Here is a 14,062-nt window from a genome sequence, read left to right on the forward strand (position 1 = left end):
CCCGCACCCCGCGCCCCCTTCGGTCCTGCCCCCCAGGTGCGGTAAAGTGACCTTCGCGCGTTCGGGCGGACGACCGCACGTGAGCGCATCGGGACGTGGCGCAGCTTGGTAGCGCACTTGACTGGGGGTCAAGGGGTCGCAGGTTCAAATCCTGTCGTCCCGACAGAGAAGCACGGTGACAGGCCGTGCCGGAGCACTCCGGCACGGCCTGTTCGCTGTCCGCTGCGCTGCGGACGCGACCGGGACGGCCTGAGCGGCCGGCATCGTGGATCGCCGGGCCGGCCGGGCCGGTCGGCCGACCTCGTCAGGTGAACGGAGCGGGTCGGGCCGCGGCCGCCGCGGGGCTGTCCATGTCGTCGGCCGCAGGACCGGCCGACCGCTCCAGTGGGGCCGCGCGGCGGGTCAGCGCCAGGGCGAGCAGCGCGGCCAGGGAGCAGAGCGCCATGCCCGTGAACAGCGGTACGGCGGTGTCGTCCCCGCCGAGCCCGATGAGCGGTGAGGCGACACCGCCCAGCACGCTCTGCAGGGTGCCGAGCAGGGCGGAGCCGGTGCCGGCCGCGTGCGGGACGCGCTCGATGGCGAGCGCGGTGGCGGTGCCGAAGACCTGACCGAGGCCGAGGAAGGCGATCCCGATGAGGCCGAGGGCCGGCACCCGGTCGAGCCGCCCGGCGAGGGTGATCAGCAGCGCCGCCGTGGTGGCGGCCAGCATCACGGTCAGGCCGACGCGCAGCAGCAGCCGCGGCGGGTACCGGTCGACCAGCTTGGTGCTGGCGGCGCTGGACAGGGTTGCCGTCAGCGCGCCCAGGCAGAAGGCGACGGACGCCTGACCCACGGAGAAACCGAGGACGTTCTGGAGCAGGAACGCCGAACCGGCGATGTAGGAGAACAGCGCGCCGCAGGCGAAGGCGAAGGCCAGGGTGTACCCGACGTAGGCGCGGTCGGTGAGCACGCAGCGCAGGGCGTCCACCGTGGCGCGGGCCCCGCCCGGCCGGCGTCGCTGCTCGGGCAGGCTCTCGGGGACGAAGAACAGGGCCGCCAGAAACATCAGGGCCGAGACCCCCGCGAGCACCCAGAACACGCCGCGCCAGCCACCGGCGTCACCGGCCACGGCGCCGCCCGCCAAGGGGGCCACGATGGGGGCGATGCCGCCGAGGGCCATCAGCACGCCGAACAGCCGGGCGGCGACGGTCCCCGTCGCCACGTCGGAGACGACGGCCCGCCCTACCACCAGGCCGGCCGCGCCGGTGAAGCCGGTCACGAACCGCAGCAGGATCAGCACCGGCAGGTCGGGCGCCACCGCGCACAACGCCGTGGCCAGGGTGCACACCGCGGCGCCCAGCAGGATCGGCCTGCGGCGTCCGTAGCGGTCGGACAGCGGGCCCAGTAACAGCTGGCCCAGCGCCGTGCCGAACAGGAAGGCGGTCAGGGTGAGCTGGACGCCGGAGGCGTCGGTGCCCAGGTCGTCGGCCATCTTCGGGAAGGCCGGAAGGTACATGTCCGTGGCCAGCGGCAGCACGAACGACAACAGCGCCAGGGTCGCCGTGAGCAGCGCGGTCGGCTCGTGCGCCTGCCGGTGCGCCGGCCCCGTGAGCGGTGTGGACATCGGAGGCTCCTGACAGGAGGCGACGGTTCGATGCACGCCACTATAGTTATAGAACTATAACTACCGCTACGATCGCTGCATGGACGGGACCGATGCGGTGGGTGACGAGGCGCTTCTGCGGGAGGCGAGGAATCTGACTCCGGCCCTCTACGCGCTCGGGCGTGTGCTCCGGCTGCGCGGTGTCGAAGAGGCCGGGCTCGCACCGCTGCCGCCCTCGGACCTGGAGGTGCTCCGCCAGATCCTGGACGCGCCGGGGACCGGGGTCGGCACGCTCGCCCAGCAACTGGGCCTGCACGCGAGCAATGTGAGCACCGCCGTACGGGGCCTGGTGGGGCAGGGACTGGTCCGGCGGGAGCGGGACCCGCACGACCGCCGCGCGGTCCGGCTCTTCCCGACCATGGCGGCCGTGCAGGGCATGGCCATGATCGAGCAGGCGTGGGCGGAGATCTTCGCGGACTCGCTGGCCACGCTGTCCGGTGACCAGCGGGCCGCGCTGACCGCCGCCGGTCCCGCGCTGCGCGCGCTGGCGTCCGCCCTCAGAACCCAGCGCAACGCCGCGCGCGGCTGACGACCGTCCTGGCGACGGCGGCACCGTACCGGCAGCACCCCGCCGGCCGCCCCGCGCGTCGGGCCGGCCCCGCCCACCCGGCGTGCGCCGGGCGCGCCCTGGTGCCGGGCGGGCCCTCGTCGTGCCTGGTTCCGTCGCCCGTCGCCCGTCGCCCGTCGCCCGTGTGCCGGGCCGGTTCTCTGTACGCCGATGTATGGCGATCCCGTCGCCCGTGTGCCGGGTTCGTCGTCCGCCGTGCCGGGCAGGGTGCCCGGAACCGAGCGGCCGCCCGGACCCGAGCGGCCGCCCGGACCCGGCCGGCCGGCCGGGCCACCGTGCCGGAGCCCCGGGCGGCCCACCGTGCCGGAGTGCGGCGGATCCCGCCAAGGCGTGGCGGACGGCCCGGAGCAGCCGGGCGGCCCGCCGTCCGTCACAGGTGGTGCCGGCGGTCCGCCACCCGGCGGTCGTAGGCCGCGCGGGCCCGGACGGCCGCCTCGCGGGTGGAGGCGGCGGCCACCGGCACGTCCCACCACGCCTCGGCCGGGGGAGCGGTCGGCGCCGGGTCCGTCTCGACGTACACGCACGTCGGACGGTCGGCGGCGCGGGCCGTGCGCAGCGCCTCGCGCAGCTCGCCCACGGTCTTGGCGCGCAGCACGTCCATGCCGAGGCTGCCCGCGTTGGCGGCCAGGTCGACCGGGGGCGGGGCGCCGGTGAACGAGCCGTCGGCGGCGCGGTAGCGGTAGGCGGTGCCGAAGCGTTCGGCGCCCACCGACTCCGACAGGCCGCCGATCGAGGCGTACCCGTGGTTCTGCAGGAGGACCACGGTGATGGGCAGGCCCTCCTGCACCGCGGTGACGATCTCCGTCGGCATCATCAGGTAGGTGCCGTCGCCGACCAGTGCCCACACCGGTGTGCCGGGTGCGGCCTGCTGCACGCCGATGGCCGCCGGGATCTCGTAGCCCATGCAGGAGTAGCCGTACTCCAGGTGGTACGGGCGCGGCGGGGGGGCCCGCCACAGCTTGTGCAGGTCGCCCGGGAGCGAGCCGGCCGCGTTGATCACCACGTCGTCGTCGCCGACGACCGCGTCCAGCGCGCCGATCACCTGCGTCTGGGTCGGTGCGGCGCGGTCGTCGTCCGCGCGCAGCGCCGCCTCGACCACCCGGTCCCAGCGGTCCTTGCCCGCGCGGTACTCGGCCTCGTAGGCCGCCTCCACACGGTGTCCGGCCAGGGCCTCGCTCAGCGCGGTCAGCCCGGTCCGCGCGTCGCAGACCAGCGGGGCGGCGGCCAGTTTGTGCGCGTCGAACGCGGTGATGTTGAGGTTCACGAAGCGGACGTCCGGGTGCCGGAAGCCGTGGTGAAGTCGGTGGACCGGGTGCCCACGCCGACGACCAGGTCCGCGGTGCGCGCGAGGTGGTCGGCCACCGCGGTGCCGGTGTGGCCGATGCCGCCGACGTCGGCCGGGTGGTCGTGGCGCAGCGCGCCCTTGCCCGCCTGGGTCGCGGCGACCGGGATGCCGGTGGCGTCCACCAGCGCCTTCAGCGCCTCCTCGGCCGCGCTGTGGTGGACGCCGCCGCCCGCCACGATCAGCGGGCGGGCCGCCGACCTGATCGCGTCGGCCGCCGCGGCGAGTTCGGCCGGGTCCGGGGCGGGGCGCCGGATGTGCCACACCCGCTCGGCGAAGAACTCCCGCGGCCAGTCGAACGCCTCCGCCTGCACGTCCTGCGGCAGCGCGAGGGTGACCGCGCCGGTCTCGGCCGGATCGGTCAGCACCCGCATCGCGTGCAGCGCGGCGGGGATCAGGGCCTCGGGGCGGGTGATCCGGTCGAACCAGCGGGAGACCGGGCGCAGCGTGTCGTTGACCGACACGTCCGCCGCGACCGGGTGTTCCAGCTGCTGCAGCAGCGGGTCGGCGGCGTGCGTGGCGAAGTAGTCGCCGGGCAGCAGCAGCACCGGGAGGCGGTTGATCGTGGCCAGCGCGGCGCCCGTGACCAGGTTGGTCGCGCCGGGGCCGATGGAGGTGGTCACCGCCTGCGTGGCCAGCCGGCCGCACTGGCGGGCGTAGCCGACGGCCGCGTGCACCATCGCCTGCTCGTTGCGGCCCTGGTGGTACGGCATGACATCCGCGTACTCCACCAGCGCCTGGCCGACGCCCGCGACGTTGCCGTGGCCGAAGACGCCCCAGGTGCCGGCGATCAGCCGCCGGCGCCGCCCGTCCCGTTCGGTGTACTGGGCGGTCAGGAACCGCACGAGGGCCTGGGCGACGGTCAGCCGGACCGTCGCGTCGCTGTGTGCGGTGTCCTGCGTCGTGCTCGGCGTCGTGCTCGGCTCGCTCATCGGGGACCTCACGGGGACGGGGCGGTGTAGAGGGGCAGGCGCGCGTCGACGGGCTGCGCGGGCCAGGTGTCGCGGATCCAGGCGTGGTCCGGGTGGTCGCGGATCAGCCAGGCGCGCTCGGGGTCCGGGCCCGCCATCACGTTCAGGTAGTACATGTGGTGGCCGGGCACCGCCATGGACGGGCCGTGCCAGCCGTCCGGGATGAGGACCACGTCGCCGTCGCGCACCTCGGCCAGCACGTCCGTGCCCCGGCCCTGCCCGGACGGCGAGACCCGCTGGTAGCCGAGGCCGGACACGCCGTCGTGCGCGGCGAACTCGAAGTAGTAGATCTCCTCCAGGACCGACTCCTCGCCCGGCCGGTGCTCGTCGTGCTTGTGCGGTGGGAAGGAGGACCAGTTGCCGCCCGGCGTGATCACCTCGACGGCGATCAGCTTGTCGCACTCGAACGCCCCCGCCGCCGCGAAGTTGTTCACCTGGCGGGAGCAGGAGCCGGTGCCGCGCAGCTCCACCGCCACCTCGCGGGCAGGTCCGTAGCGGGCGGGCAGGCGCCGGGTGCAGCGGGCGCCGGTGAGGGCGAACCGGCCGCCCCCGGCGGACGAGACGGTCGTGCGGGCGTCGCGCGGCACATAGGCGAAGTCGCTGACCGCGCCGAACACGCTGTCGCGGCCGGCGAGTTCGAAGGTGTCGTCGCCGAAGTCGTCGGAGGTGGCCACGGTGCAGCCCCCGCTGAGCGGCAGCACGATCCACTCGCTGTCCTGGGTGTCGAAGGTGTGCGAGCCACCGGCCGGCAGGTCGAGGACGCGCAGGCCGGAGTAGCCCCAGCCGGCCGACTCCGGGCTGACGTGCACGGCGTAGGGCCCGTCGGCGGCCTTGCCGGCGGGGAGGTGGTACGGGCTGGTCATCGTCGAAGCCTCCAGGTGACGCGGACACGGTCATGGCCGGCTCGGCCGCGGGCCGGCCCGGGTCACGGGCCGGCCCCGGCCAGGGGGGCCCGGGCACGGCGGCCGGGTCCGCCGGCCCCCGCGCTACCAGGCTCCGTCATGTCCGGCCCGCTCACAGCAGACTCACGGCCGTGTCGACCGCCTGCTCGACGCTGCCCCGGGCCGGGTAGAGCAGGGAGCGGCCCACCACCAGGCCCTGCACGGTGGGCAGCCGCAGCGCCTTGCGCCAGCGTTCGTAGGCGGCCTCCTGGTCGTCGCCGACCTCGCCGCCGAGCAGGACGACCGGCAGCGTGGAGGTCCGCAGGACCTCGCCCATGTCGTCCGGGTCCGCGGTGACCGGCAGCTTCAGCCAGGTGTAGGCGGAGGTGCCGCCCAGGCCCGAGGCGATGGCGATGGCCCGGGTGACGGCCGCGGCGGACAGGTCGTTGACGACCCGGCCGTCGCGGCGGCGGGAGATGAACGGCTCGACGAACACCGGCAGATGCCGCTCGGCCATCTCGTCGATGGCGCGCGCCGTGGACTCCAGGGTGGCCAGCGAGCCCGGGTCGTCGTAGTCGATGCGCAGCAGCAGCTTGCCGGCGTCGAAGCGGAGCCGGGCCAGGTCGCGGGCGCGGTGCCCGGTGAAGCGGTCGTCCATCTCGAACGCCGCCCCGGCCAGGCCGCCGCGGTTCATGGAGCCCATCACCACCTTGCCGTCGAGCACCCCGAGCAGCAGCAGGTCCTCCAGGACGTCGGCGGTGGCCAGCACCCCGTCCACGCCGGGCCGGGACAGTGCCGCGCACAGCCGTGTCAGCAGGTCGGCCCGGTTGGCCATGGCCAGGTCCCGGTCGCCGACGCGCAGCGCGCCGCGCGCGGGATGGTCGGCGGCGACGATCAGCAGCCGGCCGCTGTCGCCGAGCAGCGGGCGGCGCACCCGGCGTGCGGCGGCCTCGGCGACCGCCTCGGGGTGCCGGGCGCGGACGGCGGTGAGGTCGGGGATGCTGACGCTCAAGGGAAGGCTCCGTTCACAGGACGGCTCCGTCGGGCACGGGACGGCTCCGGTCAGGCGGTGGCGCGGGCGAGCAGGTCGTCGACCTCCGCCCGGGTGGGCATGGCGGCGGAGCAGGCCAGGCGGGAGGCGACCAGGGCGCCGGCGGCGTTGGCGTACCGCATGGTGCTCGTCAGGTCCCAGCCGGCCAGCAGGCCGTGGCACAGCGCGCCGCCGAAGGCGTCGCCCGCGCCGAGCCCGTTGACCACCTCCACGGGCACGGGCGGCACCTCGGCCCGGGTGCCGTCGCGGTGGACGGCGAGGACCCCCTTGGGTCCCTGCTTGACCACGGCCAGCTCGACGCCGGCCGCCAGCAGTGCCTCGGCGCAGGCGGCGGGTTCGCGCACGCCGGTGGCGATCGCGCACTCGTCGAGGTTGCCGACCGCCACGGTGGCGTGCCGCAGCGCCTCGGCGTAGTGGGGGCGGGCCCCGTCCGGGTCGGGCCAGAACATGGGCCGCCAGTCCAGGTCGAAGACGGTGGGGCCGGCCTTGGCGCGGGCCGTGAGCGCGGCCAGGGTGGCGGACCGGCTGGGCTCCTCGCTCAGGCCGGTGCCGGTCATCCAGAAGATCCGGGCGGCGCGCACCGCGGCCAGGTCCAGTTCGCCGGTGTGGATCTCCAGGTCGGGGGCCTTGGGCCGGCGGTAGAAGTACAGCGGGAAGTCGTCCGGCGGGAAGATCTCGCAGAACGTGATCGGGGTCGGATAGGCCTCCACCGGCGTGACCCAGCGGTCGTCCACGCCGAAGTCCCGCAGCGCCTGGTGCAGATAGGCGCCGAAGGGGTCCGCCCCGGTGCGGGTGATGACGGCGGTGCGGCGGCCGAGCCGGGCGGCGGCGACGGCCACGTTGGCGGCCGAGCCGCCCAGGAACTTGCCGAAGGACTCGACCCGCGCCAGGGGTACGGCGGACTGGAGGGGGTAGAGATCGACCCCGATACGGCCCATCGTGATCAGGTCGAAGGACGGGACGGACTCGGCCATGGACGCTCCTAGCTGGGCTGGGGTGCACCACCCCGGGAGCCCTGCGACGGTGGAGACGCGAGACCCCGGAGCCTGCCGCCTCCCAGGTGTAGGACCCCGGGGGCCACACTGTCAATGCTTTGTGCTGACATTCTGACCTGTGCGTGAAATGATGTCTTGACAAAGTATTGACAGTGGGCGTGGCAGGGGGATTGGATCCCGGAGTCTTCCTCTTGTCGCACAGTGAGGTGCCGGACAGATGGACTCTTCCCGCTCCCGCCGACTCGTCCCCGCCGTGGCCCTGGCCGCCGCGGCGGCCCTGACCCTCGCCGGCTGCTCCAGCGGCTCCGGCGGCAAGAAGGCCGAGGAGGGCGGGGGCGCCGCGTCCGCGGGCAGGGCCACCACGCCCCGGATGACGGTCGCGCTGGTCACCCACCAGGCACCCGGCGACACGTTCTGGGACATCGTCCGCAAGGGCGCCGAGGCCGCCGCCGCCAAGGACAACATCAAGCTGGTCTACTCCGCCGACCCCGATGCCGGGAGGCAGGCCAACCTCGTGCAGAACGCCGTCGACCAGAAGGCCGACGGCATCGCCGTCACCCTCGCCAAGCCCGACGCCCTCAAGGCCGTCGTCGGCAAGGCGGTCGGCGCGGGCATACCCGTCGTGGGCCTCAACTCCGGTCTCGCCGACTGGAAGAAGCTTGGGCTGCTGGAGTTCTTCGGGCAGGACGAGAGCGTGGCGGGCGAGGCGTTCGGGACCAAGTTGAACGCCGTCGGCGCCAAGAAGGTCGTCTGCGTCGTCCACGAGCAGGGCAACGTCGGCCTGACCCAGCGCTGCGACGGTATGAAGAAGACGTTCAAGGGCACCACCGAGACCCTGTACGTCAACGGAGCCGACATGCCGTCCGTGAAGTCGACCATCACCGCCAAACTCAAGCAGGACGGCGGCATCGACCACGTCGTCACCCTGGGCGCCCCGTTCGCCCTGACCGCGGTGCAGGCGGTCGGCGACGCCGGCAGCAAGGCGAAGGTCGCCACGTTCGACCTGAACAAGAACCTGACCGCAGCCGTCCGCAAGGGCGACATCGAGTTCGCCGTCGACCAGCAGCCCTACCTGCAGGGCTACCTCGCCATCGACTCCCTGTGGCTGTACAGGAACAACGGCAACTACAGCGGCGGCGGCGTCCAGCCGGTGCTCACCGGACCCGCCTTCGTCGACAGGTCCAACGTCGACAAGGTGGCCGCGTTCGCCGCGAAGGGCACCCGGTGAGCGACATGACCCAGCAGGCCGCGCCCGCGGCGGACACCGAACCGGCCCCCGACGGCAGGCCGGGCGGAGGCCCGGGCGCACGGCGCTCCCCGGTGCTCCGGCTGCTCGCCCGCCCCGAGGTCGGCGTCCTCCTCGGTGCCCTCGCCGTCCTGGTCTTCTTCCTGCTCACGGCGCCCTCGGTCCGCCAGGGCAGTTCGATGGCGACGGTGCTCTACCAGTCCTCCACCATCGGCATCATGGCCCTGCCGGTGGCCCTGCTGATGATCGGCGGCGAGTTCGACCTGTCCGCCGGCGTCGCGGTCATCACCTCGGCGCTGACCGCCTCCATGCTGAGCTACCAGCTCACGCTGAACGTGTGGACCGGCGTGGTCGTCGCCCTGGTCGTGTCCCTCGCCGTCGGCGCGTTCAACGGCTGGATGCTGGTCAAGACCGGCCTGCCGAGCTTCCTGGTCACCCTCGGCACCTTCCTCATCCTCCAGGGCGTCAACCTCGCCGTCACCAAGCTCGTCACCGGCAACGTCGCCACCGATGACATCAGCGACATGGACGGCTTCGACCAGGCCAAGGCCCTGTTCGCCTCGTCCTTCGACGTCGGCGGGGTCCAGGTGAAGATCACCGTGGTGTGGTGGCTGGTGTTCGCGGCCCTGGCCACCTGGGTGCTGCTGCGCACCAAGTACGGCAACTGGATCTTCGCGGTCGGCGGCGACAAGGACAGCGCCCGCGCCGTCGGCGTGCCCGTCGCCTTCACCAAGATCTCCCTGTTCATGCTGGTCGGCTTCGGCGCCTGGTTCGTCGGCATGCACCAGCTGTTCTCCTTCAACACCGTCCAGTCCGGCGAGGGAGTGGGCAACGAACTCATCTACATCGCCGCCGCCGTCATCGGCGGCTGCCTGCTCACCGGCGGCTACGGCTCCGCCGTCGGACCCGTCTTCGGCGCCTTCATGTTCGGCATGGTCAACCAGGGCATCGTCTACGCCGGCTGGAACCCCGACTGGTTCAGGGCGTTCCTCGGCGTGATGCTGCTCGGCGCCGTCCTGATCAATCTGTGGGTCCACCGCACGGCGACCCGGAGGTGACACCCCATGACGACCGACAAGACCGCACCGCACGGCGCCGTCCTGCCCGAGGCCCCGCCCGAGGGCGAGCGGCCCCTGGTCGAACTGCGCGGCGCCGGCAAGTCCTACGGCACCGTCCGCGCCCTGCACGGCGTCGACCTCGCCGTCCACGCCGGACAGGTCACCTGCGTGCTCGGCGACAACGGCGCCGGCAAGTCCACCCTCATCAAGATCATCTCCGGGCTGCACCAGCACACCGAGGGCGAGTTCCTCGTCGACGGCGCACCCGTGCGGTTCACCGGCCCGCGCGAGGCCCTGGACCGGGGCATCGCCGCCGTCTACCAGGACCTGGCGACCGTGCCGCTGATGCCGGTGTGGCGCAACTTCTTCCTCGGCTCGGAACTCACCAAGGGCCCCTGGCCCGTGCGCCGCCTGGACATCGCCCGGATGAAGAGGACCGCCGACGAGGAACTGCGCGCCCTGGGCATCGTCCTGGACGACCTGGAACAGCCCGTGGGCACCCTCTCCGGCGGCCAGCGCCAGTGCGTGGCCATCGCCCGCGCCGTCCACTTCGGCGCCCGCGTCCTCATCCTGGACGAGCCCACCGCCGCCCTCGGCGTCAAGCAGTCCGGGGTGGTGCTCAAGTACATCGCCGCCGCCCGCGACCGCGGGCTCGGGGTCGTCCTCATCACCCACAACCCCCACCACGCCTACCTGGTCGGCGACCACTTCAGCGTGCTGCGCCTGGGCACTTCGGAGCTGTCCGCCGCGCGCAGCGAGGTGAGCCTGGAGGAGCTGACCCACCACATGGCCGGCGGCGCCGAACTCGCCGCCCTCAAGCACGAACTGGCCCAGGTCCGGGGCGTCGACGTCGAGGAGCTGCCCGACGCGGCGGACGTCGCCGACGCCGCCCCGGCCCCCGGCGAAGGGAACGGATGACATGACCCCCGTGCTGGACCGCATCCGCGTCGGCTCGGCCCCCGACTCCTGGGGCGTGTGGTTCCCCGACGACCCCCGGCAGGTGCCCTGGGACCGCTTCCTCGACGAGGTCGCCGAGGCCGGCTACTCCTGGATCGAACTCGGCCCCTACGGCTACCTGCCCACCGACCCGGCCCGCCTCGCCGACGAACTGGACCGGCGCGGCCTGGCGGTGTCCGCGGGCACGGTCTTCACCGGCCTGCACCGCGGCCCGTCCGCGTGGGACGCCACCTGGGAGCACGTCGGCCGGGGCGCCGCCCTCACCCGCGCCATGGGCGCCCGTCACCTGGTCGTCATCCCCTCCTTCTGGCGCGACGACAAGACCGCCGAGATCCTCGAGCCCCCCGAACTCACCCGCGAACAGTGGACACACCTGACCCGGGGCATGGAACGCCTGGGCCGCGCGGTGCGGGAGACCTACGGGCTCGACATCGTCGTCCACCCGCACGCCGACACCCACCTCGACACCGAGGCCCACGTCGAACGTTTCCTGGACTCCACGGATTCCGCCCTGGTCAACCTGTGCCTGGACACCGGGCACTACGCCTACTGCGGCGGCGACAGCGTCAAGCTCATCGAGACCTACGGCGAGCGCATCGGCTATCTGCCCCTCAAGCAGGTGGACCCGGACGTCCTGGCCGACGTGGTGGCGCACCAGGTCGCGTTCGGACCGGCGGTGCAGCGGGGTGTGATGTGCGAGCCGCCCACCGGTGTGCCCGCGCTGGAACCGGTCCTGGCGGCCGCGCAGAAGCTGGGTGTGGACCTGTTCGCGATCGTCGAGCAGGACATGTACCCGTGCGCCCCTGACAAGCCGCTGCCCATCGCCACCCGCACCCGCAGGTTCCTGCGGTCCTGCGGCGCCTGACGACACCGGCACCGACACCGGTACCGGCGCCGACACCAGCATCGACACCGGTACTGGCGCCGACACCGGCAGCAACACCGGCACTGACACCCACACCGGCGCCCACACCGACACGGCACCATCACCGACACGGGCGCCCACACCGACGCCGGCAGGAGGCCGGCCCCCGCCGCCGCGGCGGAGCCGGCCCCGCGCCTGCTCAGGCCGTCCGCACCTCCGCCACCCGCACCGGGCGGTGCTCCCGCAGCGACCGGGTGCACGCCTCGGCGATCCAGCCCGCCTCCAGAGCGTCCTCGATCGTGCAGGGCGAGGGCCGGATGCCCGCCACCACCTCGGTGAAGGCGGCGAGTTCGGCCCGGTAGGCGGCGGCGAAGCGGTCCATGAAGAACGCGTGCGGCGAGTCTGCCGGGAAGGTCACACCCGGCTCGGCCGAACGCAGCGGCAGCTTGTCGTCCAGGCCCACGGCGAGCGAGTCGGCGAAGCCGTGCAGCTCCAGGCGGACGTCGTATCCCCGGCCGTTGTGGCGGGAGTTGGAGACCACCGCGATCGTGCCGTCGTCGAGGGTCAGGACCGCGCCCGTGGTGTCGGCGTCCCCCGCCTCCTCGATGTACGCCGCGCCCCGGTTGCCGCCCACCGCGTACACCTCGGTGACCTCCCGGCCGGTCACCCAGCGGATGATGTCGAAGTCGTGCACCGCGCAGTCCCGGAAGATGCCACCGGAACCCGCGATGTACGCCGCGGGCGGCGGCGCCGGGTCCAGGGTCGTGGCGCGGACCGTGTGCAGCGTGCCCAGCTCGCCGGCGCGCACGGCGGCCCGGGCGGCGGCGAAGGCCGCGTCGAAGCGGCGGTTGTAGCCGATCTGCACGGCAACGTCGCTGTCCTGGACCGCCTGGAGCACCTTCACGCCCTCCGCCATCGTGCGGGCCACCGGCTTCTCGCAGAACACCGGGACGCCCGCTGCGACGGCGGCGAGGATCAGATCCGGGTGGGCGTCGGTCGCGGCGGCCACGACGATCCCGTCCACCCCGGCGGCGAGCACGGCCTCGGGCGAGTCCGCGACCTCGGCCCCGAACCGCTCGGCGGCGGCCCGCGCGGCGTCCGCGAACGGGTCGGCGACCACGAGCGAGGCGACGGCGTCCAGGCGGGAGAGGGTCTCGGCGTGGAAGGCACCGATGCGGCCGAGGCCGAGGATTCCGATACGCATGGGGATGACAGCTCCAAGGGTGCGGCGGCGGTCGAAGGGGAACGGGGAACGGGGGCGGCGTTCCGGGTCACCCCGCCCCGCCCCGTCGGCCCGACCGGCCCTGCCGGCCCCTCTGCTCCGACCGGCCCGGCCTCGGTGGTGAGGGCGTGAGGTGCGCACAGGTCGCGGACATCGCCGTCCTTTCGGTCACGGAAGCGACGCGGTCCTGTCATTCTTGTCCTGACAAACCCCCCGGACAACCACCGGTTCACAGATTGACCGCGTACACCTTCCGCAGCGTCTCGTGCACCGTCCACGTGGTGCGGTCGCCCGCGCGCAGCACCGCCATGTCCCCGGGGCCGACCCGCAGGGTGGGCCCGCCCTCCACCTCGATGGTGGCCGAGCCGCTGATCACCACGAACAGCTCGTCCGCCTCCGTGTCCGTGACGACCCCGGGGGTGATCTGCCAGATCCCGCGGACCTGGCGGCCGTCCGCCGACTTCCACACCACCTTCCCGGTCACCTCCGGCGCCCCGGCGACGATCTGCGCCGGGTCCAGCGGTTCGGGTGTGAGGTCGGCGTCGGCGACGGCGGGGACGTGCAGGGCGAAGCTGTGGGTCAGGGTCATGCGCGGACCCTAGCCGCGGCCGGGCGGCCCGTGACCTGGACAGGGTGTGCGCTGTCTCCTACTCCCATCCGCCTCTGCCCATCCCCCCTCCCGCGCACCCCTTGTTTTGGGCTGCCTCCTTTCGACAGCACATTCCCCGGCGCTCGCGCACCGCCCCCGCTCACGCCGCCGGGCCGCGCGTTCGCCGGCGAGCCGGGCGTTCACCGCCGGGCCGCGCGCCTCTTTGGAAACCCATACCCCCTAGGGGTATAGTGTGAAGAGTGCGGGGCCCCGTGGACCCCGCCGACCCCACACGTCACGACGAGGAGAGCGACATGACCGCCCAGACCGACACCCAGTCCGACACCGCGGGCACCGTGACCACCGTCTACAAGGTGAGCGGGATGAGCTGCGGACACTGCGAGGGCTCCGTCTCCGCCGAGATCTCCGCGCTGCCCGGCGTCAGCTCCGTCAAGGCGGTCGCCTCGACCGGCGAGGTCACCGTGGTCTCCGCCGCGCCGCTGGAGGAGGAGGCGGTCCGCGCCGCCGTGGACGAGGCGGGCTTCGAGCTCGTCGGCCGCGCCTGACCCCGTGCGCGACGCGCCCGCCGAGGCCCGCGCGTGCGCGTCGCGCCTGTCGACACCGGGCCGTATCGACCAGCTCATACTGGTTCCGTACGGTCCGGTCCGTTCGTTT

At 73.6% G+C, this 14,062-nt stretch carries 12 protein-coding genes, 1 tRNA gene and 1 pseudogene; 7 read left to right on the forward strand and 7 right to left on the reverse strand.

What is annotated here, in order from left to right; all coding sequences use genetic code 11:
• Window positions 1–89 precede the first annotated feature (89 nt).
• Window positions 90–163, forward strand: a tRNA-Pro gene (locus GV126_RS13200).
• A gap of 141 nt (window positions 164–304) precedes the next feature.
• Here GV126_RS13200 and GV126_RS13205 read toward each other — a convergent pair.
• A complete protein-coding gene (locus tag GV126_RS13205; RefSeq protein WP_159665938.1) occupies window positions 305–1,603 on the reverse strand; it encodes a multidrug effflux MFS transporter in 1,299 nt (432 codons plus the stop codon).
• 79 nt (window positions 1,604–1,682) lie between these two features.
• Between GV126_RS13205 and GV126_RS13210 the strand changes: the two genes are divergently transcribed.
• Window positions 1,683–2,171: a MarR family winged helix-turn-helix transcriptional regulator gene (locus tag GV126_RS13210; protein ID WP_159665940.1), complete on the forward strand. Its 489-nt coding sequence runs from the start codon at window positions 1,683–1,685 to the stop codon at window positions 2,169–2,171.
• A 409-nt stretch (window positions 2,172–2,580) separates the two neighbouring features.
• Here GV126_RS13210 and iolD read toward each other — a convergent pair.
• The 4 genes and pseudogenes from iolD to iolC form a co-directional block, all read right to left on the reverse strand.
• Window positions 2,581–4,484: pseudogene (gene iolD / locus GV126_RS13215) on the reverse strand (3D-(3,5/4)-trihydroxycyclohexane-1,2-dione acylhydrolase (decyclizing)).
• Window positions 4,485–4,492: 8 nt separating this feature from the next.
• On the reverse strand, window positions 4,493–5,386 hold the full coding sequence (iolB, locus tag GV126_RS13220) for a 5-deoxy-glucuronate isomerase (RefSeq protein WP_159665942.1): 894 nt from the start codon (window positions 5,384–5,386) through the stop codon (window positions 4,493–4,495).
• Between the two features lie 151 nt (window positions 5,387–5,537).
• Window positions 5,538–6,416 carry a Cgl0159 family (beta/alpha)8-fold protein gene (locus tag GV126_RS13225; RefSeq protein WP_159665944.1) on the reverse strand — a complete coding sequence of 293 codons (879 nt, stop codon included), beginning with the start codon at window positions 6,414–6,416 and terminating at the stop codon, window positions 5,538–5,540.
• 50 nt (window positions 6,417–6,466) lie between these two features.
• Window positions 6,467–7,429 (reverse strand): 5-dehydro-2-deoxygluconokinase, encoded by a 963-nt coding sequence (iolC, locus tag GV126_RS13230; RefSeq protein ID WP_159665946.1) that lies wholly within the window; start codon window positions 7,427–7,429, stop codon window positions 6,467–6,469.
• A gap of 238 nt (window positions 7,430–7,667) precedes the next feature.
• Here iolC and GV126_RS13235 point away from each other — a divergent pair, with 238 nt between their 5' ends.
• Genes GV126_RS13235 through GV126_RS13250 form a run of 4 tightly spaced genes read left to right on the forward strand, consistent with a single transcriptional unit; the run spans window position 7,668 to window position 11,576 of the window.
• Window positions 7,668–8,678: a substrate-binding domain-containing protein gene (locus GV126_RS13235; protein ID WP_159665948.1), complete on the forward strand. Its 1,011-nt coding sequence runs from the start codon at window positions 7,668–7,670 to the stop codon at window positions 8,676–8,678.
• Window positions 8,679–8,683: 5 nt separating this feature from the next.
• A complete protein-coding gene (locus GV126_RS13240; RefSeq protein ID WP_185947280.1) occupies window positions 8,684–9,754 on the forward strand; it encodes an ABC transporter permease in 1,071 nt (356 codons plus the stop codon).
• A gap of 6 nt (window positions 9,755–9,760) precedes the next feature.
• Window positions 9,761–10,672, forward strand: coding sequence for an ATP-binding cassette domain-containing protein (locus GV126_RS13245; RefSeq protein ID WP_159665952.1), 912 nt, complete (start codon window positions 9,761–9,763; stop codon window positions 10,670–10,672).
• A 1-nt stretch (window position 10,673) separates the two neighbouring features.
• Window positions 10,674–11,576: a sugar phosphate isomerase/epimerase family protein gene (locus GV126_RS13250; RefSeq protein ID WP_159665954.1), complete on the forward strand. Its 903-nt coding sequence runs from the start codon at window positions 10,674–10,676 to the stop codon at window positions 11,574–11,576.
• Between the two features lie 199 nt (window positions 11,577–11,775).
• Here GV126_RS13250 and GV126_RS13255 read toward each other — a convergent pair whose 3' ends face one another.
• On the reverse strand, window positions 11,776–12,780 hold the full coding sequence (locus tag GV126_RS13255) for a Gfo/Idh/MocA family protein (RefSeq protein ID WP_159665957.1): 1,005 nt from the start codon (window positions 12,778–12,780) through the stop codon (window positions 11,776–11,778).
• A gap of 247 nt (window positions 12,781–13,027) precedes the next feature.
• A complete protein-coding gene (locus GV126_RS13260) occupies window positions 13,028–13,381 on the reverse strand; it encodes a cupin domain-containing protein (protein ID WP_159673628.1) in 354 nt (117 codons plus the stop codon).
• A 320-nt stretch (window positions 13,382–13,701) separates the two neighbouring features.
• Between GV126_RS13260 and GV126_RS13265 the strand changes: the two genes are divergently transcribed.
• Entirely contained in the window at window positions 13,702–13,953 is a 252-nt protein-coding gene (locus GV126_RS13265; protein WP_159673630.1) for a heavy-metal-associated domain-containing protein, read from the forward strand.
• Window positions 13,954–14,062 lie beyond the last annotated feature (109 nt).

Source organism: Streptomyces mexicanus, assembly GCF_902506575.1.
In the GTDB taxonomy this organism is placed as follows: Bacteria; Actinomycetota; Actinomycetes; order Streptomycetales; family Streptomycetaceae; genus Streptomyces; species Streptomyces mexicanus.

What these genes read in the sequence shown, in the direction of transcription:
- GV126_RS13205 (WP_159665938.1), bottom strand. Translation starts at nt 1,603, where the DNA reads ATGTCCACACCGCTCACGGGGCCGGCGCACCGGCAGGCGCACGAGCCG.
- GV126_RS13210 (WP_159665940.1), top strand. Translation starts at nt 1,683, where the DNA reads ATGGACGGGACCGATGCGGTGGGTGACGAGGCGCTTCTGCGGGAGGCG.
- iolB (WP_159665942.1), bottom strand. Translation starts at nt 5,386, where the DNA reads ATGACCAGCCCGTACCACCTCCCCGCCGGCAAGGCCGCCGACGGGCCC.
- iolC (WP_159665946.1), bottom strand. Translation starts at nt 7,429, where the DNA reads ATGGCCGAGTCCGTCCCGTCCTTCGACCTGATCACGATGGGCCGTATC.
- GV126_RS13235 (WP_159665948.1), top strand. Translation starts at nt 7,668, where the DNA reads ATGGACTCTTCCCGCTCCCGCCGACTCGTCCCCGCCGTGGCCCTGGCC.
- GV126_RS13240 (WP_185947280.1), top strand. Translation starts at nt 8,684, where the DNA reads ATGACCCAGCAGGCCGCGCCCGCGGCGGACACCGAACCGGCCCCCGAC.
- GV126_RS13245 (WP_159665952.1), top strand. Translation starts at nt 9,761, where the DNA reads ATGACGACCGACAAGACCGCACCGCACGGCGCCGTCCTGCCCGAGGCC.
- GV126_RS13250 (WP_159665954.1), top strand. Translation starts at nt 10,674, where the DNA reads ATGACCCCCGTGCTGGACCGCATCCGCGTCGGCTCGGCCCCCGACTCC.
- GV126_RS13255 (WP_159665957.1), bottom strand. Translation starts at nt 12,780, where the DNA reads ATGCGTATCGGAATCCTCGGCCTCGGCCGCATCGGTGCCTTCCACGCC.
- GV126_RS13265 (WP_159673630.1), top strand. Translation starts at nt 13,702, where the DNA reads ATGACCGCCCAGACCGACACCCAGTCCGACACCGCGGGCACCGTGACC.